This window comes from Nonlabens antarcticus (assembly GCF_015356755.1).
GTDB lineage: Bacteria > Bacteroidota > Bacteroidia > Flavobacteriales > Flavobacteriaceae > Nonlabens > Nonlabens antarcticus.
The window spans coordinates 174,259-193,701 of the sequence record NZ_JADFCO010000064.1; the positions used below are offsets into that span (position 1 = coordinate 174,259).

The window sequence follows — 19,443 nt, forward strand, 5'->3', positions numbered from 1 at the left end:
CAAGCATTCCAGAACGATAGGATGTTGTTAAAACAAAAGCGAAATCACATCAAATATTTGTTTGGTTAAGGAATTTCAGTTTTATGTTTTCAGGCAGCCATTTTATTCTCTTCCACTGTGAATATTATTTAAAATCCCTCTACACTTAATTTAAACCTCTTTCCATAAAGAAGTCCTGCAGATCTTACAAGAAAAATCTTCTTAGGCTTGTAAAAGTAAGGATGGAGGATGATCGAAAACTTTCAGAAAATAAAAGTGCCTTTCTCTTGAGAAAGGCGCTTTATAAATTTAGGATATTTGAAGCTTGTTTATTTTTCGCTTTTCTCGCTTACACTACTTCGGTTATCATCTGAATTGCGATCGATCAGTTTATTGAAAGGATCGATTCCCACTTCTACCGGCTTTTCTTTTACAATGATTTTGAAGTCGTTGTTGATACCCGTGACTTTACGTTTTTCAATGTAAAGAACTTTAGGCATGCCGGTATCACCTTCTTCAGCACCAAAGATTCCAACCTCAATATAATCTGCTAATGGCAAGGATTTTAGTGCTTTCTTCTTTCCTTTAGGGGTGAAACTAATGCTATCACCTGGAATATCGTGGTAAGATAATTTCCCTTTTGGATTGCTGCGGGCTTTGGAAACGAGCGCATTGATGTCGACTTCATAGCTACCATCTGCCAACTTTTTATAGCTCGCTTTTTTAACTTTGTTATCGTATAAGGTGATGGTTTCAAACATATCTTTTATTAAATATTGCAGACTGTCTGGCGTCACTGCACGTATATCGTCCACAAATTCTGTCGCCACTGGATATGGAGCACCTTTGAATTGGTGTTTTTCTAAGAACGCTTTTGCAACATTGTTGAATTTCTTTTCACCTATGTAATCACTGATCGCATAAAGTACAAGCGAGCCTTTCTGATAATGGATATACTGTTGGTTCTCATTATACATCAACGGATTCTCACCTATGGATTCTACGGTTCTTCCTATTAAATAACCATCCATCGCATCTTTCAAGAAGTTACGCATCTGATATTTACCATAGGTTTTTTCCAAAACTTTCAATGAGCTGTATTCTGACATGCTTTCTGATAATAAGGTAGCACCTTTTGCATTTGCACCTATAACCTGATGTGCCCACCACTGGTGTGCCAGTTCATGAGCTGTAACGCTAAATGGGTAATCCACGTTATCATTATCCTCATCATCCACGTCTGCAATAAACCCTATAGCCTCACTAAAGGGAATGGTGTTAGGGAATGCTTGTGCAAAACCACCACCAGATTTAGGAAACTCAATAATTCGTGCCTGTCTGTGCTGGTAAGGCGTGTAATTAGCATTGTAATAATCCAGTCCTTTTTTAAGACCTTTCATCATTCGATCCACATTGTACTCATGTTCTGGATGATAATAAATCTCCAATGCTACACCTTCATGTTGATCCTTCAAAACTTTGTATCTACCGCTAAGGAATGCATAAAAGTTGATCATCTTAGAATCCATCTTATAGTGGTAGTACTTACGACCATCTTCCTCCCATTCCTTGATAAGGTATCCTGGAGCAATAGCAATTTGATCCAACGATGTACTTACTGTAGCTTCAAAATCAATCCAGTGCGCGTTAGGGCCTAAGTAATTGCGATCCTGGGCGCCAGGAGTTTCTGGGGAAGGTAATCTGTCTTTAGGAGCAAGATCATAGCGTTTACGTGTTTGAGTGTCTCGCAACTCTGCACCATCGTTATAACCTATGGAAGGGAAAATACCATTATTTATAAACGTTCCATTATCAAGTACAGGGGAATTGTTTTCTAAAAACGTATTGGGAGCATTTGCCGTGGTAAATGAAAACTGCAAGGTGTCTCCTGGCATTAAAGGCTTTGCAAATTGATACATGCGATACCCGTAATCTTCATTATCATAGACAATTTCTGACTTGCGATCCAGATTGATGGAGGTAGGTTGTGATTTTTCATCCGGCACATTTACGTGAAGGGTGTCAATTGCAACATCTGTTCTATTCACCATCGTGTAGGTTGCTCCAGCCTTGAAATCTCTAGAATCTGGAAAGATGTCCATAAAGGTATTTATTGCCACCGTTTCCGGTTGTGGGACGCCAGAAAATTTGCCTAATTCCTTTTCATAATTGACGACTAATTGTTCACGCTCCTTACCGCTCAGCTGTTCCTCGCCTACGTTGTTGAGATACCATAAATAGCCTCCTATTCCAAAGAATACGATTAAAGAACCCACAATAGTTACGGTGGAGGTTATGGTAGTTCTCGCTTTCGCGAAAGCGAACCTCTCCTTCATACTGCTGCCCATCCCACGTCTGTAGAACAACACCGCAACCACGAACAATACCATTCCTAAAGCAATCCAATACAAGCGATAGGTGTAGAAAATAGGCAGGGCAAAACCGTAGCCATTCATATCACTAGGTGATGGAGAACCGCCACCCTGATTGAAAATAAATTGAGATTGATCAACGCCCAGTGCTCCTAATAATGGAGGAAGACCGATCGCCAAAACAAGTAAAGTCAGCAAGCCTAACCATTTATTTTTGATCAGTGTATGAACCAGTATAGTCATCATGATCCATGGTATAAAATTCCAAGAATTGATGATATACAAATCAAATAAATACAACGGAACCTCAAAATCAAAGTAACCGTTATAGCCTTGAATGATTATCCCGCTTATCATTACTATGAGCAGTAACGTCAGCGTCATTAAGAATAAAGCGATGAATTTTGAAAGTAATATGGTCCAGTTTTTAGTAGGAGTTGCATCGATCATTTGTTTTAAATGAGCTGTATTTGCACGATCCATAATCAACCCACCGTACAGGTAAATCAATAAATAAATAAATAGCGTGAACAAACCAGAAACGATGCTCAACATAAGCCAGGTTTTAGGTAAGATCCCAGTCCCATAGATCTCTCCAGAAACCAGCATCGTCACTAATGAAAAAGCAAATGCCGTAACGACAATAATAATAAATGGCCAGCCCGTAACGATAAATTTCAAGTCTGATTTTGCCAAAACCCATGAGGTTTTGAGTTGGCCTAACAAAGAGAAATCTGAAGTGACCTTAGGCATAATGATCGACTGGATCGTCCCAAAATTGCGCTTTGTAGCTCGCTGAGGTTTACTGCGTTTTAGTTTGAAGCTCACAGGACTTTGTGCAAACTTAAAGCTGATCAATACAATGAGGAATACTAGAACAGAAATTCCCAACCAGATCAAGCGGTTATAAAGCAAGGTGCCTTCCACAGGAATAAGTTGATTGCTTTGTTCCTCAGGCGTCCAGTATTCAACGATGGCACCTGTGGCGGCTTGTCCTGTAGGTTCAAATAACTCTAACCAATATGTGTCGTCCACAGAATCACTACTGGCACTCACTGTAGTTTGTACGATGATCAAACACAGCACCACCATAAATCCGATGTTGATGTTGCGAACAAAAGCAGTGATGGAGAATACGATGATCCCGTAAAAAAATACATTGGGAATTATATACAGCAGGAATGGCTGCAGATAATTCATGATTTCAAACGGTCCTACCAAGAAATCATTAGCTCCAGGCAAATAAAATCCTATCGTTAGACCTATCATGCTGGCAATGATTACCAGCAGGGTAATGCTCATTCCAGCGCAGAACTTGGCCAGTAAATAGCTAACCTTAGTCAACGGGTAGGAGTAAAGAACGTTGTGCATGTTATTTTCAAAATCACGCTGGATAGTTCCACCCATTATGGAGGGAATCAATAAATAGGTAATCAATGCAAAAACAGAGGTCATGCTGTAGATTCCTATGGCACTATTCAATTCAATCGCAGAAGTTACCGTGACATTATCGCTGTCAAAAACACCTACTGCAATCGCAGATAGGAGCATGGCAAAAACGAAAAGTGCACCAGCATAGATGTAGAACAAGGGTTTCTTAAACCAGGTCTTGATCTCGTGTGTGTAAATGGTAAGGAACATATCTAGACAGTTTCAGGTTGCGCGACCAACTCATCGTGGCTTAGCGTTGTGAAATAAACATCTTCTAAAGAGGGCGTTCCTGCTACAAATTCAGCACCAGGAGATGTTGCTGATAGAACACGTACTTTTAGATTATTGTCATCATCAAAACTGGAGGAGATAACGTTGAATCTTGTTTGAATATCCTCAATATTTTCACGGGCGACGATAGTCGTCCATATCCTTCCGTGTAAACTCGCAACCAGTTCTTTAGGGGTGGCGTGAGCGAGTATTTTTCCTCCGTTAAGAATAGCCATATCTGTACACAATTCCTTTACGTCATCAACGATGTGGGTAGAAAAGATTACGATGTGGTTTGTTCCTATTTCTCGCAGTACGTTAAGAAAACGGTGGCGCTCTGCGGGATCTAGTCCTGCTGTAGGTTCATCTACAATAATGAGTTTAGGGTCGTTGAGCAACAATTGTGCAATACCAAAACGTTGTTTCATACCGCCGGAATATCCAGCAACGTGTTTATGTTTTACTTCTGTTAGGTTTGTAACTTCAAGAGCTTTAGCAACTATCGCGTTGCGTTCTGCTTTATTGGTAATGCCTTTAAGACTGGCAAAATAATGTAATAAATCCTCTGCACTCATTTTAGGATAAACACCAAATTCCTGTGGTAAGTAACCCAACGTTTTGCGGAATTCAATTTTCTCTTCCAGAACATTCATTTCCTCAAGATGAATCTCTCCACTATCTGGCGTTTGCAATGTTGCGATAGTACGCATCAAGGACGATTTACCAGCACCGTTAGGTCCTAGCAGTCCGAACATTCCATTATTTATATTTATGGTCACGCCGTCCAGCGCTTTCACTCCGTTACTATAAGTCTTAGAGACATTTTTTAAACTCAGTATCATTTGATCGGATTTACTATTTGAACAATTAGTAAACCTTAAATCAAAAATGTTACAAAAATCTTAAGACAATAATGACCCCATAATAGAGATCACACTACTGCTTATATACTCTATTCCTATGGCGATAACTATAAATCCTACAATACGAGAAACTGCATTAATTCCAGATGCGCCTAAAAACTTTACGATATGTGAACTGCTGCTCAGAACCAGGAAGATACTGATGGCAACCGCTATAACTGCAATAATGATCATACTGCGATCCACCCATAATGGGAACTCTTGATAATATCCTATCAATAAAGAAATAGTCCCAGGTCCCGCAAGCATGGGCATCGCGAGGGGTGTAAGTGATATAGAATCTCGAGTATAAGCATCATCTTTTACCCGTTTATCCATTCCCTTGTGATTAGAAAAAGTTCCTGTCAATAGCGCAAATCCAGAGGAAACGATGATGAGTCCGCCAGCAATCCGCAAGGAATGAATGGAAATGCCAAAAAATGAGAGTACATATTTCCCCACAAAAAATGAGATCAATAAGATCACTCCTGTATTGATGGCAGTGAGCAGTGCGGCTTTTCTCTTTTCGGTAGGAGTATAGTCTGTAGTTAATCCTACAAATATGGGAACAGTTCCCAGAGGGTTTACCACGGACAAGATGGCGGTAAAAGCCATTAATATTGTTGTAATCATTGCTTTTTATGCAAAGATCCAGCTGGATAGAGCTTGAATAGGTAAGGAAATCCTTATCAAAAAAAGCTGATGTGTTAACTGTAAAACATCAAATCTCGCCTTTTGGGTTATGTCTGTATTAATTGAGTTGAGACAACTTCATCTTACTAAGAAAAGTTGACACTGTATTTTCTAAAAATCGACACTTATTGGTGCTTTTAAATAAAATCGCTTTCGCGAAAGCGGAAGTCACCACCACATAATAACACGTTAGAATATGCTTTTTACTCAATGGAAATCACTTTAAACCCTCTAAAAGATTTGTAAAAGAATTGGTATGAAAGTAAAAGCTGACGTCACTTTATTAATCTTACGGTGATTATCAACTCATGGAATAATTGAGTAAATCCTAAGATTAAAGATCATCCACGTAGGTAAAGCCTTGATCGCTTTTCAACTGGGAGATCTTTTCTATAAATTTATGGATACCTTTTTTATCGGCTCGTATCTTGAAGAAATAGTTATCGCGGTACAGACTGTATTCTTCCGCGCGGCCTTTGTATAGTGTCAATTTATAATAGGGAATAGGCAATGCATAGGTTTCTAACAAGGAACGAAAGCGTATAATTATTCCCTTTTCCCGCAGTTCAATGTTACAGGTATTTGCATTAATGTCCAGCACCATCAGATTGTATATGTGTATGCTGCAATCTGTCACGTATAGCCTGGGCGAGCCTGACCCCTTAAGTTTCCAACGCTCTTTTAGGGTCAACATAGGGCCGACTTCCAGAGCGATTTTCCGTTCAATTTCACGATTGTTATAAGAGACGTTGTGTAGCATAATCTAACAGTTACAAACTTAGTCTACGTACCGGCTCAAGCCTTTCAATATCCTTATATTTGTGCGCTCAAAATTGAGCTATGCGATTACTAGAAAACCTGGAAAAAAAGACGATAGAAATCGTGAAATCTATCTTTCACGTCGATTTACAATCGGTGGATATATCGCTCACAAGAAAAGATCAAACCGGCGATTATACCATCATGGTTTTTCCCATGCTGCGTCACATCAAAGGAAACCCAGCGGTCATAGGCCAGCAGATAGGAGATGAGTTGCTAAAACAGAGCGATTTAGTTGCCGGTGTTGAGGTAATTAAAGGGTTTTTGAATTTAAAACTTTCTAGCAACGCATTCTTAACGGAATTCAATTCTATTCTATCAAAGGAAAATTTTGGCAAGACATCTGTAAATACAGATCTTCCCGGCGCTATGGTAGAGTTTAGTTCACCTAACACAAATAAGCCACTACATTTAGGTCACATTCGTAATATAGTTCTGGGATACTCTACGGCCTTGATTTTAGAAGCTACTGGAAAGGAAGTGACAAAGACCCAGATTATTAATGATCGAGGTATTCATATTTGTAAATCCATGCTTGCCTGGATCAAGTATGGAGAGGGAGCGACGCCAGAATCTACAGGTTTAAAAGGCGACAAGTTGGTTGGGAATTATTATGTAAAATTTGACCAAGAGTACAAGAAAGAAATTATTGCTTTAATACAAGAGGGCATCCCTGAGGAAGATGCAAAAAAGAAAGCTCCTTCCATTATTGAGGCGCAAGAAATGTTGCGCAAATGGGAGCAGGGCGATGAAGAAACTGTGCGACTGTGGAAGATGATGAATGGCTGGGTATATGCAGGTTTTGATACTACATATAGAGATCTGGGAGTGCATTTTGATAGTTTGTACTATGAGAGTGATACCTACCTTTTAGGTAAAGATGTCATTGCTCATGGTTTAAATACCGGTGTGTTCTTTAAAAAAGATGACGGATCTGTCTGGATTGATCTGACAGATGATGGTCTGGATGAAAAAATTGTTTTGCGAGCTGACGGTACTGCCGTATACATGACTCAAGATATAGGAACTGCGGTTCAAAGAGTGAGAGATCATGATATTGATAGTATGGTTTATACCGTAGGAAATGAGCAAGATTATCACTTTAAAGTACTTTTCCTGATCCTACAAAAGCTAGGTTATGAATGGGCGGAAAATCTGTATCATTTAAGTTATGGAATGATTGACTTACCGTCTGGTAAAATGAAGTCGCGTGAAGGAACTGTCGTTGATGCAGATGATATAATCCAAGAAATGACTGATACTGCACGTGACATTGCGCAAGAGCAGGGAAAGCTGGAAGGATTAAATATGGAGCAGAAAGAGGAATTGTATCAAATGATTGGGTTAGGAGCATTAAAGTATTTCATGCTCAAAATTGACCCTAAGAAAAGTATGGTTTTTGACCCTAAGGAATCTGTGGATTTTCAGGGGAATACGGGACCTTTCATACAATATGCTCATGCAAGAATACAATCCATACTAACTAAGGCTGGTTTTGATAAAACCCAATTAGAAGCTCAGGAAGATTTACCATTAATAGATAAGGATATTGCCGTTATAAAATTATTGCAGCAATATCCAGAGACGATTGCTTCTGCAGCTCGCAATTATAGTCCAGCTCTAGTGGCTAACTATTTATTTGAACTCGTCAAAGAATTCAATAGTTTCTATCAAAATGTACCGAAAATAGTAGAAGAATCAAATGCCGACTTAAAACACTTCAGACTGTTGTTGTGTTTCAAAACAGCAAAAGTGATTAAGAGTGGTTGTGACCTATTGGGGATACAGGTTCCAGATCAAATGTAAAAGAGGCGATGCTTAAATAATGAAACTCACCACAATACAAATTGTCATCTGATCTTTCAAGCTTGTTGGAGTGAAAATAGCAAAATTTAATGCACCATTAATTTTCAGCTTCATGTCAAAAGGGTAGACTTAAGTCTACCCTTTTGAAAAGTATGTATGATACAACACTAGAATTTAAACTACTTACTTATTCAAAGCATCCATTTTCTTGGCGACTTTATCAGCTTCCGCATAGGCGGCGTCGCTGGCAGTGCGATCTGTAGTGGACAGACGGTGGGAATCTGCCATTAATTTTTTGTATTCTTCTTGTAATTTTTCTGCTTCTGACTTCTTCTTGAATAATCCGAACATCTTTTTAAGGTAGGTCGGTTATGCGGTGGTTTCTTTACTAAATCTCCAGGCGAGTATGCGGCTCTCCTTATTTCCCGTTTGCATGGGAATAATCTGAACCTCGGCATTTAGTTTTTTGGCTTGTTTCTCTAATTTGGCAACGTGTTGCTTTTTAGAAATTAAGCTGGTAAACCATTCTACTTGATCTTTAAAGTTTACGGATTCTTTAATCATCCTTTTTACAAATAAAGCTTCGCCGCCGTTGCACCATAATTCATGGGACATTCCAGAGAAATTACGGCGTTCCTCATAGGTGGCAAGTTTGCGTTGTTTTTTCTGATTGACCTTATCGGTTTCTTCCTGGCTGGAAAAGAACGGAGGATTACACATCGTGAAATCATATTTCTCGCCTTCTAGAATGATCCCTTCCAGAATGTTAGAGCGGTCCTTTTGGAGCCTGATTTCTATAGCGGGATTTTTGAGCGTATTGTCTTTCGCGGAAGCGATACTGTCTGCATCCACATCACTGCCTACCATCTTATAATCATAGATCGCGTTGCCCAGAATAGGATAAATCGCACTCGCACCGCATCCTATATCCAGGCCGGTTTTAATTCCTTTTCCTACTAGGTCAGATATATGGTGGATATAATCAGCACGCCCGGGAATGGGTGGGTACAATGTGTTTGCCGGTAATTTCCAATAGCGAACATCATAGTGATGTTTCAATAAGGCAGTATTGAACTCCAAAATGGATTCTGCCCTGCTAAAATCAATGCTAATGGAGCCTGTGGGCGTATTCACTAAATGATCTGCCAGCGCGGGATGGGCGGTGACCAATTTAGGAAAATCGTAGCCGTATCTATGTATGTTTCTTATATGCACGCTGCAAAGATAGGGGATCTAGAATTTGAAGCTGATCTCGACCTCGACCTTGAACTTTAAAAATTAAAATTAAATAGAGAATAAATAGTAAAAGGGTCGTGACGACGATTTGAACGGGAAAAATCAGGATTTTCAAAAGAACTACCTTTGCAAAAAATTAAATTACGCTTCATGAAAACCTTTGAAGAGCTTCAATTAAAGACTCCGCTTAATAATGGACTTAGTGATCTGGGTTTCCAGACGATGACTCCCATTCAGGAAGCGGCATTTCCTGCTATTCTTTCTGGTCGCGATATGATAGGTATTGCGCAAACAGGTACTGGAAAAACCCTGGGTTATATGCTGCCGTTGCTGCATGAATTGAAGTACAGTCAGGATCTAGACCCGCGCATTTTAGTGCTTGTTCCTACTCGGGAACTGGTGGTTCAAGTGGTGGAGCAGATTGACGCTTACGCGAAATATCTTAATGTTCGAGTCATCGGTATTTATGGAGGTATGAACATCAACACGCAGAAGAAAGCGCTGGGTGAAGGCTGTGATATTGTTGTGGCGACACCGGGAAGGCTGTATGATCTGATTATAGCACAATCGGTTAAGTTGAAGTTCTGTAAAAAGATCGTGATTGATGAGGTGGATGTAATGCTAGATCTAGGATTCAGGTTCCAGCTCAATAATATTTTTGATCACTTACCTACAAAACGTCAGAATGTGATGTTTTCTGCAACGATGACTGATGATATTGAGGAGTTCATCGTGGCCTACTTTTTCAACCCATTAAAGGTAAGTATCGCCGTTTCTGGAACACCATTGGAAAACATTGAACAAACCAGTTATCCAGTCGCTAATTTTTACACTAAGGCAAATTTGTTAATGCACCTGGTTTCAGATAAGGAGGAGTTTTCTAAGGTTCTCGTATTTGTACCCAACAAGAAAAGTGCAGATCGTTTGCAAGAAGTAATGTCACCGCAATATGGTCAAGAGATTGCTGTTATACATTCTAATAAAACTCAAAATTACCGTCTGCGCAGTATTGAATTATTCGACAGCGGTCAATCCCGTATTTTAATTGCCACAGATGTAATGGCCCGTGGACTCGATCTTTCTAAGGTTTCTCATGTTATTAATATGGATGTACCGCGTTATGCAGAGAATTACATGCACCGTATAGGACGAACTGGTAGAGCTGAACAAAAGGGTAAATCCATCTTATTCTTCACAGAGCAGGAAATCGATCAAAAGAATAGGATTGAGGAATTGATGGATCGCAAGATTGCGGTGACAGAATTTCCCGAAAAAGTCGAAATTTCCTCTCAGAAAACTCCAGAAGAAACTCCTATTAAACGGGAAACTCACAATCCACATGCGGTTATTGAGGATGAACGTGGAGATTCCTTTCATGAAAAAAAGGATAAGAATAAAAAGCAAAATGAAGGTGGAAGCTACCGACGTGAAATTGCCAAAAAGTATAAGAAACCCAAGACTAGAGGCGATAAAAATTATAACAAGCGCAATAAAAAATAGCCGATTAAACCATCACTTTAAAAAATGGTCTAGTATTTGAATTAACCTTCAAAATTTTTAACTACAATGGCTGACTTGCTTATCTTGCGGCCTTTAAAATCCTTAAAATGAAAAAAGTACTTTTATTATTATTTTTAGCAGCAGGAACAGCAATGGCTCAAACTGGATTTGTTCAGTATGAAGCGATTCTTGCAAGTATGCCAGATGTTGAACCTATCCGTAAGGAGTTAGGTGATCTTTCTGAAAAATTACGTGGTGAGCTAGACAAAGCGGAAGCTAACTCTACTCAAAAACTGCAGGATCTTCAGTATCAAGCATCAAAACCGGGAACTACTGATGCTCAAAAACAACAATTAGGTCAACAAGCCGCAGCACTTCAAAGCGAATATCAAAATGCAGCGAAAGCAGCAGAACTTCAATTAGGTGCAAAAGAAAATGACTTAATGAAGCCTATCCTTACTAAATTGAATGAAGCCATTCAAGCAATTGCAAAGGAAAAAGGAATGAAACTGGTTGTAAACGCAACTCAAGTAGTATATTCTGAACCAGGAGCAAATATTTCTATAGACGTAGCACAACGTTTAGGTATCAAGATTGATGCTGACGGAAAACCTACTGGTAAGTAAGAATCCGTACGACTTATAAAAAAAAACCCAGCTCATTGAGCTGGGTTTTTTGCGTTATAGAAAACCAACTAAACAGGGAACAGTTCGTAAATTAGTCGAACCTTAGAAATTAATTAAATGGCAAAGGACAACATTAGTTTAAGAGGTGCGATCGCGATAGGAATAGGTGGAATGGTAGGTGGAGGGATTTTCGCTGTTTTAGGACTTGCGATTTCCTTAGCTCGTGGTGCTACTCCAGTTGCATTCCTTGTTGCTGGATTTATAGCTTTGGTAACCGCCTATAGTTATTCAAAATTATCCATCGCTTTCCCAGATAGCGGTGGTACGGTTCGGTTTATCAATGAAGGTTTCGGTAGAAATATCTTCAGTGGAGGTTTAAATAATTTGTTGTGGATCAGCTATATTATTATGCTGGCCTTGTATGCCAGTGCATTTGGATCCTACGCTCCTAATCTTTATTCTATCACAGGTGATCCTAAAACCGACTCACATATTTACATTACTGCGGTAATCCTCATAGGTACGCTCATTAATTACTTTAGTGCTGCACTGGTCAGTCGTATTGAGAGTTATGCGGTTATAGTCAAGCTGGTAATATTGATAGGTTTCATAGGAGTTGGAATTTATGGATTGACTTCCAGTGAACAATTTTCCCAGCTTAATCCGCAAAATTGGGAGGGTACTTTTCAGATAATTACAGGGGGAATGGTAATTTTTGTGGCTTATGAAGGTTTTGAACTTATTGCAAATGCTGTTTCTGGACTCAAGGATCCTGAGAAAAATATTCCACGAGCTTATTTTATTTCAGTGGGATTTGTAGTGTTTTTATACATTGTAATTGCAATTATTGCTGTAGGATCGCTATCCTTTGACGCGATACAAGAGGCTAAGGATTACGTGCTTTCTGAGGTCGCAAAACCTAGCTTAGGTCAGACAGGTTTTACTATTATGACTATTGCTGCGCTTATCTCTACGTTTTCTGCGATTAACGCCACACTTTATGGAGGAACAAGAGTGAATTACACCGTCGCTGAAGACGACGAGTTGCCTAAAGAGTTTACCGCACAGTTATGGAACCATCCTGTAGGACTAGCCATTATATCCGTTGCTACTTTATTACTTGCAAACCTTGCTCAGTTAGAAAGTATTTCTACCTCTGGAAGTGCGGGTTTTTTGCTCTTGTTTGCAGTGGTGAATTATTCAGCATACAAGAATAGGGAAAGAATTAAGGCCCGCAGTTGGTTCCCGCTTTTTGGAACGTTTTTATGTTCCACTGCCTTTGTGGTGCTTATTGTACAACAGACCAGCAGTAATCTTACTGGAGTTATTATCATAGGTAGCGTGATAATTGCTTGCTTCTTGATGGAGTATGTTTACAAAACAGTCCGTAAAAATTAAATCTATTGAGTCATCTGCTTTAAAAAAAAATGGACACAAGAGCCTGCAAAGCTGATTTTTTAATTACAGGTGATTCAAGGTTGTAAACCCACATAATCTTCTTGTGATTTGGCTTCAAAGGTTGGCGTTATAACTTCACATTCCATGAAGTCCATTATTTAATATTTCTGGTGTCTTTCAATTTATATTCAATACGGTATTGGCTTCGAAGACTATTTTAAAGTTTGCCATCGAGAGTCCTAATATTTCCAGTATGCTAAAAATGATTCTTCAATGAATCTTTATATTTGAAACTCACACCTTTCTTATGTTTAAAAACTATATCGTTCTACTTGTTTTTTTGGGGCTTTACTTTCCATCGTTTGCCCAAGAACCAGCTGATAGTTTAAAGAACAAAGCAAATGATCCTCCTTCTGAGGAATCCGTAGTGGAAGATGATGCTACTTATGGTAGCAATCCTATTCTCGAGTACAACGAGTCTTATTATATACTTTCTAAAATAAATGAAAATTTAGGACTCCCGCCTAATAGGTTCAATCTGCGAACGCCACAAGCAGCTCTTGAAGAGTTTATCTACTCCAGCCGTGATGGTAATTTTGAAGACGCCAGCTATGCGCTTAACCTTAATAGAATGCCTAGCAACCTAACAAGGGAAGAAGCCACGATCCTTGCGGAAAAGCTGTTTTTTGTTATCAATCAGCGTGTCACGATTGAATGGGGAAGTATTCCTGATAGACCAGATGGTCAAACTGATATTCAGACTGCAACAAACAAGGCAATTGCGGGTAAACCCAGACGTAGCGTCTTTTTCGGCGAGATCAATTTGAATGGAAGAGATATTGTATTGCGGTTACACCGCATCAAGCATAAAGACTATGGCGCTTTCTGGATGATTAGTGCAGACACCGTAGAAAATATAGAAGAACTGTATCTCGCATATGGACCACGCAAGTTAGATTTAATGATGCCAGACTGGGCAAAATTTGACTTTATGGGAGTTCCTGTTTGGAAGTTGATAGGGACTTTGATACTAGTAGCGCTCGCATTTTTACTTGGTAAGTTAGTAGCTGTAGTAATTCGCAAATTTCTGAAAAAATCGAACTTTCCATGGTTGCGAGTTGTACGTAACACTCTTGCAAAACCTACAGGGTTTGCAGCTGCAATATTGTTTTTTTACGTCACATTAAACTCACTTATCAGTTTCAGCGGGACGTTTGCGAGCTGGTTGTATTCCTTTCTACTAATTACGGTAATTTGTTCTATCACCTATTTAATTATGAAGTTCATTGATAGCTTCATGATTTATGTGGCAGAAAATCGAATAGGAGATACAAATTTAGAAGAAAATAGTGGCGCTAGACAAATGCTTACCTACGTTTCAGTCGCTAGGCGAGTGATTACTTTTATCATAATTATAATAGGATTCTTTGTCATTGTTGGTCAGTTTCGTTCTTTAGAAAAACTTGGAGTTTCTCTATTAGCTTCGGCTGGAGTTTTAACGGTAGTTCTGGGAGTTGCCGCTCAAAGTACCTTAGGCAATATCATTGCAGGTATTCAGATTGCTTTAACTAGTCCTGCTAAAATAGGGGATACTATATTTATAGAAGACGACTGGTGTTATGTTGAAGATATACGATTTACATTTATGGTAGCTCGTACCTGGGATGAGCGCAGACTCGTGATACCATTAAAAAATATCATAACAAATACATTTGAAAATTGGTCGATGACCAGTCCACGTCAGGTGCGGCCTATTATTATTCATGCAGATTATAGGATCAACGTAGAAGATGTGCGTAAAAAATATGATGAATTACTTCGAGCAAATGATAAATGGGATGAAGAGTTAGAACCTGTTTTACAAGTAACTGATGCAGATAAAGATACCATACAGATTAGGGCTCTTTGTTCTGGAAAAGATGCCAGCACTACTTGGGATTTACACTGCGAGTTAAGAGAACAACTCATCGATTATGTCGCGCAATTAGAAGATGGATTATACTTGAACAGGACAAGGGTGGAAATGAAAAGACCTCCTAATTCTTAAAGGCGGCATGGTTTATCTATGACATGCTCAAGACGAACTGCAGCTTATAAATAGATTGAATAATAATATATCGAGGAACTTAAAACAGAGTCAGAAATTGATGTGGATTTTAATTTTTAGGGAGTTCGCTTCCGCGAAATCAAAAAATTAAGAATGACCTTGTATCAATTGATTCAGTAATTTATTATCGATGATTTTTATGCGTTTTCCTGATGTTATAATCAAACCTTCTTTCCTGAAGTTTGTCAGCGTACGTATGAGAAGTTCTGTCGCTGTACCTACAACATCAGCGATATCAGATCTTGAAAGTTGCAAATACAAATAGCCATCCTCATCTGTTCCAAAATTGGTGTGAAGATAAATAAGCACCTCAGCTAATCGTTGACGAACTGTTTTCTGTGCCATGTTGACAATCGTATCATCTGCGATTTTGAGTTCGCTAGCCATGTGTTTAAGAACAGCATTAGTAAAAGCAGGGTTATCATGTAAACTATTTTCGATATGGCTTTTAGGAATAAAACAAACCTCCATGTCTTCTAGAGCAGTAGCGCTTAAGTTTGTTTGCTCAGAAGTTATCACAGATCGCTGACCTAAGATTTCACCTTTAGTAGCCAGTTTTACAATCTGTTCTTTGCCGTTGTCGCTAATTTTAGAAAGTTTTGAAATTCCATTACGCACACAAAAAACACCTGCAAGACGATCCCCTTCCTTAAAAAGCGGTTCTCCTTTTTTAAATTGTCTGGTTTCCTTACTGTCAGACATTGCTTTAAGCTCATCCTTTCTCAATGCTCTAAAGCTATGCATCTGTCTGATAATGCAGTTTTCACAACGATTGAGATCACGATTTTCCATATTTTCAAAGCTAGCCATAATTAATGGAACGGCTCACAAGTGTTAAGGCATGGTTTTCATAGAATGATCTTCATAAAAATCTGCGAAAGTCTTGTCAGTATGGTAATCATCTTTAAGAACTCTAATTACCGTGTAAACCAGAAGTGCTTGTCCAGCACAACTCGCATAGAATACCCAGCTGAATGGAAAATTCATAGCTGAGAAAATGACGACGGTCAATAAAACTAAAGTCGTTATCGCTAATAAAGTGAGGGCAGAAAGTTTCATAGTTTTTATTTTAAATTATAGATATAATTCCACAATACGTGCCAACAGATTCCTAATTGTTTTGGTGCAACTGACATAAGTCATGTTTTGCATCAACCATTCTCAACACCTTTGTACCAGGTATAGAGTAAATTATGGAAAATTGTTATCACTGTGGCGACGCTTGCCGAGATACAACTATTGTGCGGAAGGATAAATTCTTCTGTTGTCAAGGTTGTAAAATGGTTTTTGACATTCTAAATGAGAATGAGCTTACCTATTACTATGATCTAGAATCTACACCCGGGAAATCACCGCTTGAGATTGCCGGACGTTATGATTTTTTAGATAACCAACCCATCATTGATCAGCTTCTGGAATTTGATGAGCAGGATACTCAGATCGTTTCTTTTACCATTCCACATATTCACTGTAGTTCCTGCATTTGGGTATTGGAAAATTTAAATAAAATTAATCCTGCTATCAAAACTGCGCAGGTCAATTTTCCAGAAAAATCTATTCGCATTACCTACAATTCTTCTGAGGTACAGTTGAAGGAATTAGTTCTATTGCTTTGTAGGCTAGGATATGAGCCTAATATTTCATTAGAAGATTTTAATAAGAAAGAGAAAAAAATTGACAGGAGCCTAATTTACAAACTAGGCATTGCGGGTTTTGCCTTTGGTAACATTATGTTTCTATCGTTTCCGGAATATTTTGAGGTCGATGAATTCTGGCTGCATCAATTTAAAAATATGTTCCGCTGGTTGATGTTTGCTTTTTCTCTACCGGTGGTTTTTTACTCTGGCCGTGGCTATTTTGAGTCGGCATATAAGGGGTTGAGGTCTGGAATTTTGAATATTGATGTTCCCATTGCGATAGGTATTGCGGTTTTATTTTTAAGATCGACACTAGATATAATCATGGACTGGGGAACTGGTTTTTTTGACAGCCTCGCAGGATTGGTTTTCTTTTTATTGTTGGGTAAATTCTTCCAGCAAAAAACCTATGCATTTCTTTCGTTTGAGCGGGATTATAAATCCTACTTCCCAATCGCTGTGACCCAATTGATGCAGGAAGAAGATGGTGAGTCCGCTTTCGCGAAAGCGAAAAATCTTTCCACCCATGAACAACAAACCCCAGTTTACGAGTTAAAACCGGGACATAGGATTTTGATACGTAACAATGAATTAATCCCAACCGATGGGATTTTAAAAGAAGGAACGGCGCTGATAGATTACAGTTTTGTAACGGGAGAAGCAGTGCCGGTCAGCAAAGTTTTAGGCGATAAAATCTATGCTGGCGGACGGCAACAGGCCGGTGTGATTGAAATGGAAGTTACTAAGGCTGTGGAACAAAGTTACTTGACACAATTGTGGAATAATGAAGTATTCAGCAAGAATAAGGCAACCACTTTTGAAAATTTAACGGACCAGATAAGCCGCCGTTTCACGATAGGAATTTTAAGTATTGCCGTGGTGGCGACCATCATCTGGTTGTTTACAAATCCGTTTACCGCATTCAATGTATTTACCGCAGTTTTAATTGTAGCCTGCCCTTGCGCCATTGCTCTTGCGGCTCCATTTACTTTAGGGAACATGTTGCGCATTTTCGGAAAACATAAGCTCTATCTCAAGGAAAGTAGTGTGCTGGAACAAATGTCTCATATTGATACTGTAGTGTTTGATAAAACGGGAACTCTTACCACGCATCGCCAGAATCTTATCAGTTATGAGGGGATTAATTTAACTGATGAGGAGCAAACCGTTCTTACTAGTACCCTTAGAGCCTCAAACCATCCTTTAAGCCGTGCATTATATGACATGTTGCAGGATCAGGGTATTTGTACGCTTGATGAATTTGACGAGCACACCGGTTCAGGAATTACAGGATCTCGAGGTAAGATCTCTGTAAAAATAGGCAGTCCAACGTTTGTGGGAAATCAAGCTCAAATGAATCCTAGTACCAATACTCAAGTGCATATTAGTTCCAATGATCAATATAAAGGATGCTACATTTTTTATAATAATTATCGCGATGGAATGCAGCAGTTGTTTTCCAACCTAAACAGAACAGTGCAACTGGTAATTCTTTCAGGTGATAATAATGGCGAAGAAGCATTTTTAAAAACACAGTTGCCAGCAAATGCTATTTTGAAATTTAATCAGAAACCAGACGATAAGCTACAGTTCATAAACCGTTTACAGCAAGAAGGTAAAAAAGTCATGATGGTAGGTGATGGTTTGAACGATGCCGGTGCGCTTGCACAAAGTAATGTGGGTATTGCAGTATCTGAAGATGTAAATGTGTTCTCACCCGCTTGCGACGGGATCATTGATGCTAGTAAATTAATGGATTTAGCACTGTTTATGAATCTATCACGCAGATCTATCCGCATAATTAAATATGCTTTTGTTTTCTCACTTTTTTACAATCTGATAGGTCTTGCATTTGCCGTTACAGGTAATCTAGCACCAGTTGTTGCTGCTATTTTAATGCCGCTCAGTTCTATAAGCATAGTAGTATTTACCACAATTAGCACCTACTTGATAGGTAGAAAAATAACTCCTTAAATATTTTAATCATGAAGAAAGAAGTCACACAGCTCCACAGTAGATTAAAACAATTACAGTTCATGTACGATCAGAATCAGGATCAAGAATGTGAATCTATACAGCTCTATTTTAAAACAGAATATGCTCAGATAACCGCAAGGCTCAAAACCATTGAAGAACATCAATCCAGAAATAATCAGTTCCCACAATTCCTCCTAGCTGATGTATTACAGACGGCAGGTATTCTAGGAATGTATGTAATGGTTTAAGCAATTTTAAAAGATTTAAGTAGAAAAAAAGTATGTCAAGATGCCATGCAAATTACTTATTCAAAAGCGCTACAAATTTTATCAGACAATACAAGGCTATATCGCTAAGCTACTGATAAAGTGATCAATTATCAATTTCAATTTCAATTTCAATTTCAAAATTACTTTCTGCAACTGACAAAAGTCATGTTTTATGAAAGTCGTTGCGGGTAGTTTTACATCATAATTAAGATAGGTATGAGTATCATTTATTTACTGATTACAGTGAGCGTGATCGTCGCCGTAATTTTCTTTATCGCATTTGTCTATTCCGTTAGAAGGGGCCAGTATGATGATACCTACACCCCATCAGTGAGAATGCTTTTTGATGACGAGCTGGTAAAACCGGCTAAAAAGAATCCAGAAATCCAATCAGAAAATAATAAAATCCAGTAACCCATTT

Annotated in this window: 16 protein-coding genes; 8 read left to right on the forward strand and 8 right to left on the reverse strand. The window is 38.7% G+C overall.

Annotated features, from left to right (window positions below):
• Nucleotides 1-308 precede the first annotated feature (308 nt).
• The 4 genes from IQ282_RS06905 to IQ282_RS06920 all read right to left on the reverse strand — a co-directional run bounded on the left by IQ282_RS06905 (nt 309) and on the right by IQ282_RS06920 (nt 6,407).
• Entirely contained in the window at nt 309-3,992 is a 3,684-nt protein-coding gene (locus IQ282_RS06905) for a M1 family aminopeptidase (protein ID WP_194851119.1), read from the reverse strand.
• A gap of 2 nt (nt 3,993-3,994) precedes the next feature.
• A complete protein-coding gene (locus IQ282_RS06910) occupies nt 3,995-4,894 on the reverse strand; it encodes an ABC transporter ATP-binding protein (protein WP_194851120.1) in 900 nt (299 codons plus the stop codon).
• Nucleotides 4,895-4,954: 60 nt separating this feature from the next.
• Complete coding sequence (locus IQ282_RS06915) at nt 4,955-5,584, reverse strand: MarC family NAAT transporter (RefSeq protein ID WP_394355197.1); 630 nt, start codon at nt 5,582-5,584, stop codon at nt 4,955-4,957.
• Between the two features lie 397 nt (nt 5,585-5,981).
• The gene (locus IQ282_RS06920) at nt 5,982-6,407 is read right to left on the reverse strand and encodes a hypothetical protein (protein ID WP_194851122.1); all 426 of its coding nucleotides are present in this window, start codon (nt 6,405-6,407) and stop codon (nt 5,982-5,984) included.
• Between the two features lie 80 nt (nt 6,408-6,487).
• On the opposite strand from IQ282_RS06920, the gene argS reads away from it, so the two are divergent.
• Complete coding sequence (gene argS, locus IQ282_RS06925; protein ID WP_194851123.1) at nt 6,488-8,272, forward strand: arginine--tRNA ligase; 1,785 nt, start codon at nt 6,488-6,490, stop codon at nt 8,270-8,272.
• A gap of 183 nt (nt 8,273-8,455) precedes the next feature.
• Here the strand turns inward: argS and IQ282_RS06930 are convergent, their stop codons facing one another.
• Both IQ282_RS06930 and rlmF read right to left on the reverse strand, forming a co-directional pair.
• Nucleotides 8,456-8,623, reverse strand: coding sequence for a Lacal_2735 family protein (locus IQ282_RS06930; protein ID WP_194851124.1), 168 nt, complete (start codon nt 8,621-8,623; stop codon nt 8,456-8,458).
• A gap of 18 nt (nt 8,624-8,641) precedes the next feature.
• The gene (rlmF, locus tag IQ282_RS06935) at nt 8,642-9,487 is read right to left on the reverse strand and encodes a 23S rRNA (adenine(1618)-N(6))-methyltransferase RlmF (RefSeq protein ID WP_194851125.1); all 846 of its coding nucleotides are present in this window, start codon (nt 9,485-9,487) and stop codon (nt 8,642-8,644) included.
• Nucleotides 9,488-9,658: 171 nt separating this feature from the next.
• Between rlmF and IQ282_RS06940 the strand changes: the two genes are divergently transcribed.
• The 4 genes from IQ282_RS06940 to IQ282_RS06955 all read left to right on the forward strand — a co-directional run bounded on the left by IQ282_RS06940 (nt 9,659) and on the right by IQ282_RS06955 (nt 15,079).
• On the forward strand, nt 9,659-11,008 hold the full coding sequence (locus IQ282_RS06940) for a DEAD/DEAH box helicase (RefSeq protein ID WP_194851126.1): 1,350 nt from the start codon (nt 9,659-9,661) through the stop codon (nt 11,006-11,008).
• A 107-nt stretch (nt 11,009-11,115) separates the two neighbouring features.
• Nucleotides 11,116-11,634, forward strand: coding sequence for an OmpH family outer membrane protein (locus IQ282_RS06945; RefSeq protein ID WP_194851127.1), 519 nt, complete (start codon nt 11,116-11,118; stop codon nt 11,632-11,634).
• A gap of 117 nt (nt 11,635-11,751) precedes the next feature.
• Nucleotides 11,752-13,032 (forward strand): APC family permease, encoded by a 1,281-nt coding sequence (locus IQ282_RS06950; protein WP_194851128.1) that lies wholly within the window; start codon nt 11,752-11,754, stop codon nt 13,030-13,032.
• 307 nt (nt 13,033-13,339) lie between these two features.
• The gene (locus tag IQ282_RS06955; RefSeq protein WP_194851129.1) at nt 13,340-15,079 is read left to right on the forward strand and encodes a mechanosensitive ion channel family protein; all 1,740 of its coding nucleotides are present in this window, start codon (nt 13,340-13,342) and stop codon (nt 15,077-15,079) included.
• Nucleotides 15,080-15,226: 147 nt separating this feature from the next.
• On the opposite strand, the gene IQ282_RS06960 is transcribed toward IQ282_RS06955, so the two are convergent.
• Both IQ282_RS06960 and IQ282_RS06965 read right to left on the reverse strand, forming a co-directional pair.
• Nucleotides 15,227-15,931 (reverse strand): Crp/Fnr family transcriptional regulator, encoded by a 705-nt coding sequence (locus IQ282_RS06960; protein WP_194851130.1) that lies wholly within the window; start codon nt 15,929-15,931, stop codon nt 15,227-15,229.
• A 42-nt stretch (nt 15,932-15,973) separates the two neighbouring features.
• The gene (locus IQ282_RS06965; protein ID WP_194851131.1) at nt 15,974-16,198 is read right to left on the reverse strand and encodes a hypothetical protein; all 225 of its coding nucleotides are present in this window, start codon (nt 16,196-16,198) and stop codon (nt 15,974-15,976) included.
• Nucleotides 16,199-16,332: 134 nt separating this feature from the next.
• Here IQ282_RS06965 and IQ282_RS06970 point away from each other — a divergent pair, with 134 nt between their 5' ends.
• The 3 genes from IQ282_RS06970 to ccoS all read left to right on the forward strand — a co-directional run bounded on the left by IQ282_RS06970 (nt 16,333) and on the right by ccoS (nt 19,436).
• Nucleotides 16,333-18,750 (forward strand): heavy metal translocating P-type ATPase, encoded by a 2,418-nt coding sequence (locus tag IQ282_RS06970; RefSeq protein ID WP_194851132.1) that lies wholly within the window; start codon nt 16,333-16,335, stop codon nt 18,748-18,750.
• Between the two features lie 11 nt (nt 18,751-18,761).
• Complete coding sequence (locus tag IQ282_RS06975; protein ID WP_194851133.1) at nt 18,762-19,001, forward strand: hypothetical protein; 240 nt, start codon at nt 18,762-18,764, stop codon at nt 18,999-19,001.
• Nucleotides 19,002-19,238: 237 nt separating this feature from the next.
• On the forward strand, nt 19,239-19,436 hold the full coding sequence (gene ccoS, locus IQ282_RS06980; protein WP_194851134.1) for a cbb3-type cytochrome oxidase assembly protein CcoS: 198 nt from the start codon (nt 19,239-19,241) through the stop codon (nt 19,434-19,436).
• The last annotated feature ends 7 nt before the right edge of the window (nt 19,437-19,443 follow it).

Excerpts from the sequence above, each read along its gene's own strand:
- IQ282_RS06905 (WP_194851119.1), bottom strand. The coding sequence starts at position 3,992 with ATGTTCCTTACCATTTACACACACGAGATCAAGACCTGGTTTAAGAAA.
- IQ282_RS06910 (WP_194851120.1), bottom strand. The coding sequence starts at position 4,894 with ATGATACTGAGTTTAAAAAATGTCTCTAAGACTTATAGTAACGGAGTG.
- IQ282_RS06920 (WP_194851122.1), bottom strand. The coding sequence starts at position 6,407 with ATGCTACACAACGTCTCTTATAACAATCGTGAAATTGAACGGAAAATC.
- argS (WP_194851123.1), top strand. The coding sequence starts at position 6,488 with ATGCGATTACTAGAAAACCTGGAAAAAAAGACGATAGAAATCGTGAAA.
- IQ282_RS06930 (WP_194851124.1), bottom strand. The coding sequence starts at position 8,623 with ATGTTCGGATTATTCAAGAAGAAGTCAGAAGCAGAAAAATTACAAGAA.
- IQ282_RS06940 (WP_194851126.1), top strand. The coding sequence starts at position 9,659 with ATGAAAACCTTTGAAGAGCTTCAATTAAAGACTCCGCTTAATAATGGA.
- IQ282_RS06945 (WP_194851127.1), top strand. The coding sequence starts at position 11,116 with ATGAAAAAAGTACTTTTATTATTATTTTTAGCAGCAGGAACAGCAATG.
- IQ282_RS06950 (WP_194851128.1), top strand. The coding sequence starts at position 11,752 with ATGGCAAAGGACAACATTAGTTTAAGAGGTGCGATCGCGATAGGAATA.
- IQ282_RS06955 (WP_194851129.1), top strand. The coding sequence starts at position 13,340 with ATGTTTAAAAACTATATCGTTCTACTTGTTTTTTTGGGGCTTTACTTT.
- IQ282_RS06960 (WP_194851130.1), bottom strand. The coding sequence starts at position 15,931 with ATGGAAAATCGTGATCTCAATCGTTGTGAAAACTGCATTATCAGACAG.
- IQ282_RS06965 (WP_194851131.1), bottom strand. The coding sequence starts at position 16,198 with ATGAAACTTTCTGCCCTCACTTTATTAGCGATAACGACTTTAGTTTTA.
- IQ282_RS06970 (WP_194851132.1), top strand. The coding sequence starts at position 16,333 with ATGGAAAATTGTTATCACTGTGGCGACGCTTGCCGAGATACAACTATT.
- IQ282_RS06975 (WP_194851133.1), top strand. The coding sequence starts at position 18,762 with ATGAAGAAAGAAGTCACACAGCTCCACAGTAGATTAAAACAATTACAG.
- ccoS (WP_194851134.1), top strand. The coding sequence starts at position 19,239 with ATGAGTATCATTTATTTACTGATTACAGTGAGCGTGATCGTCGCCGTA.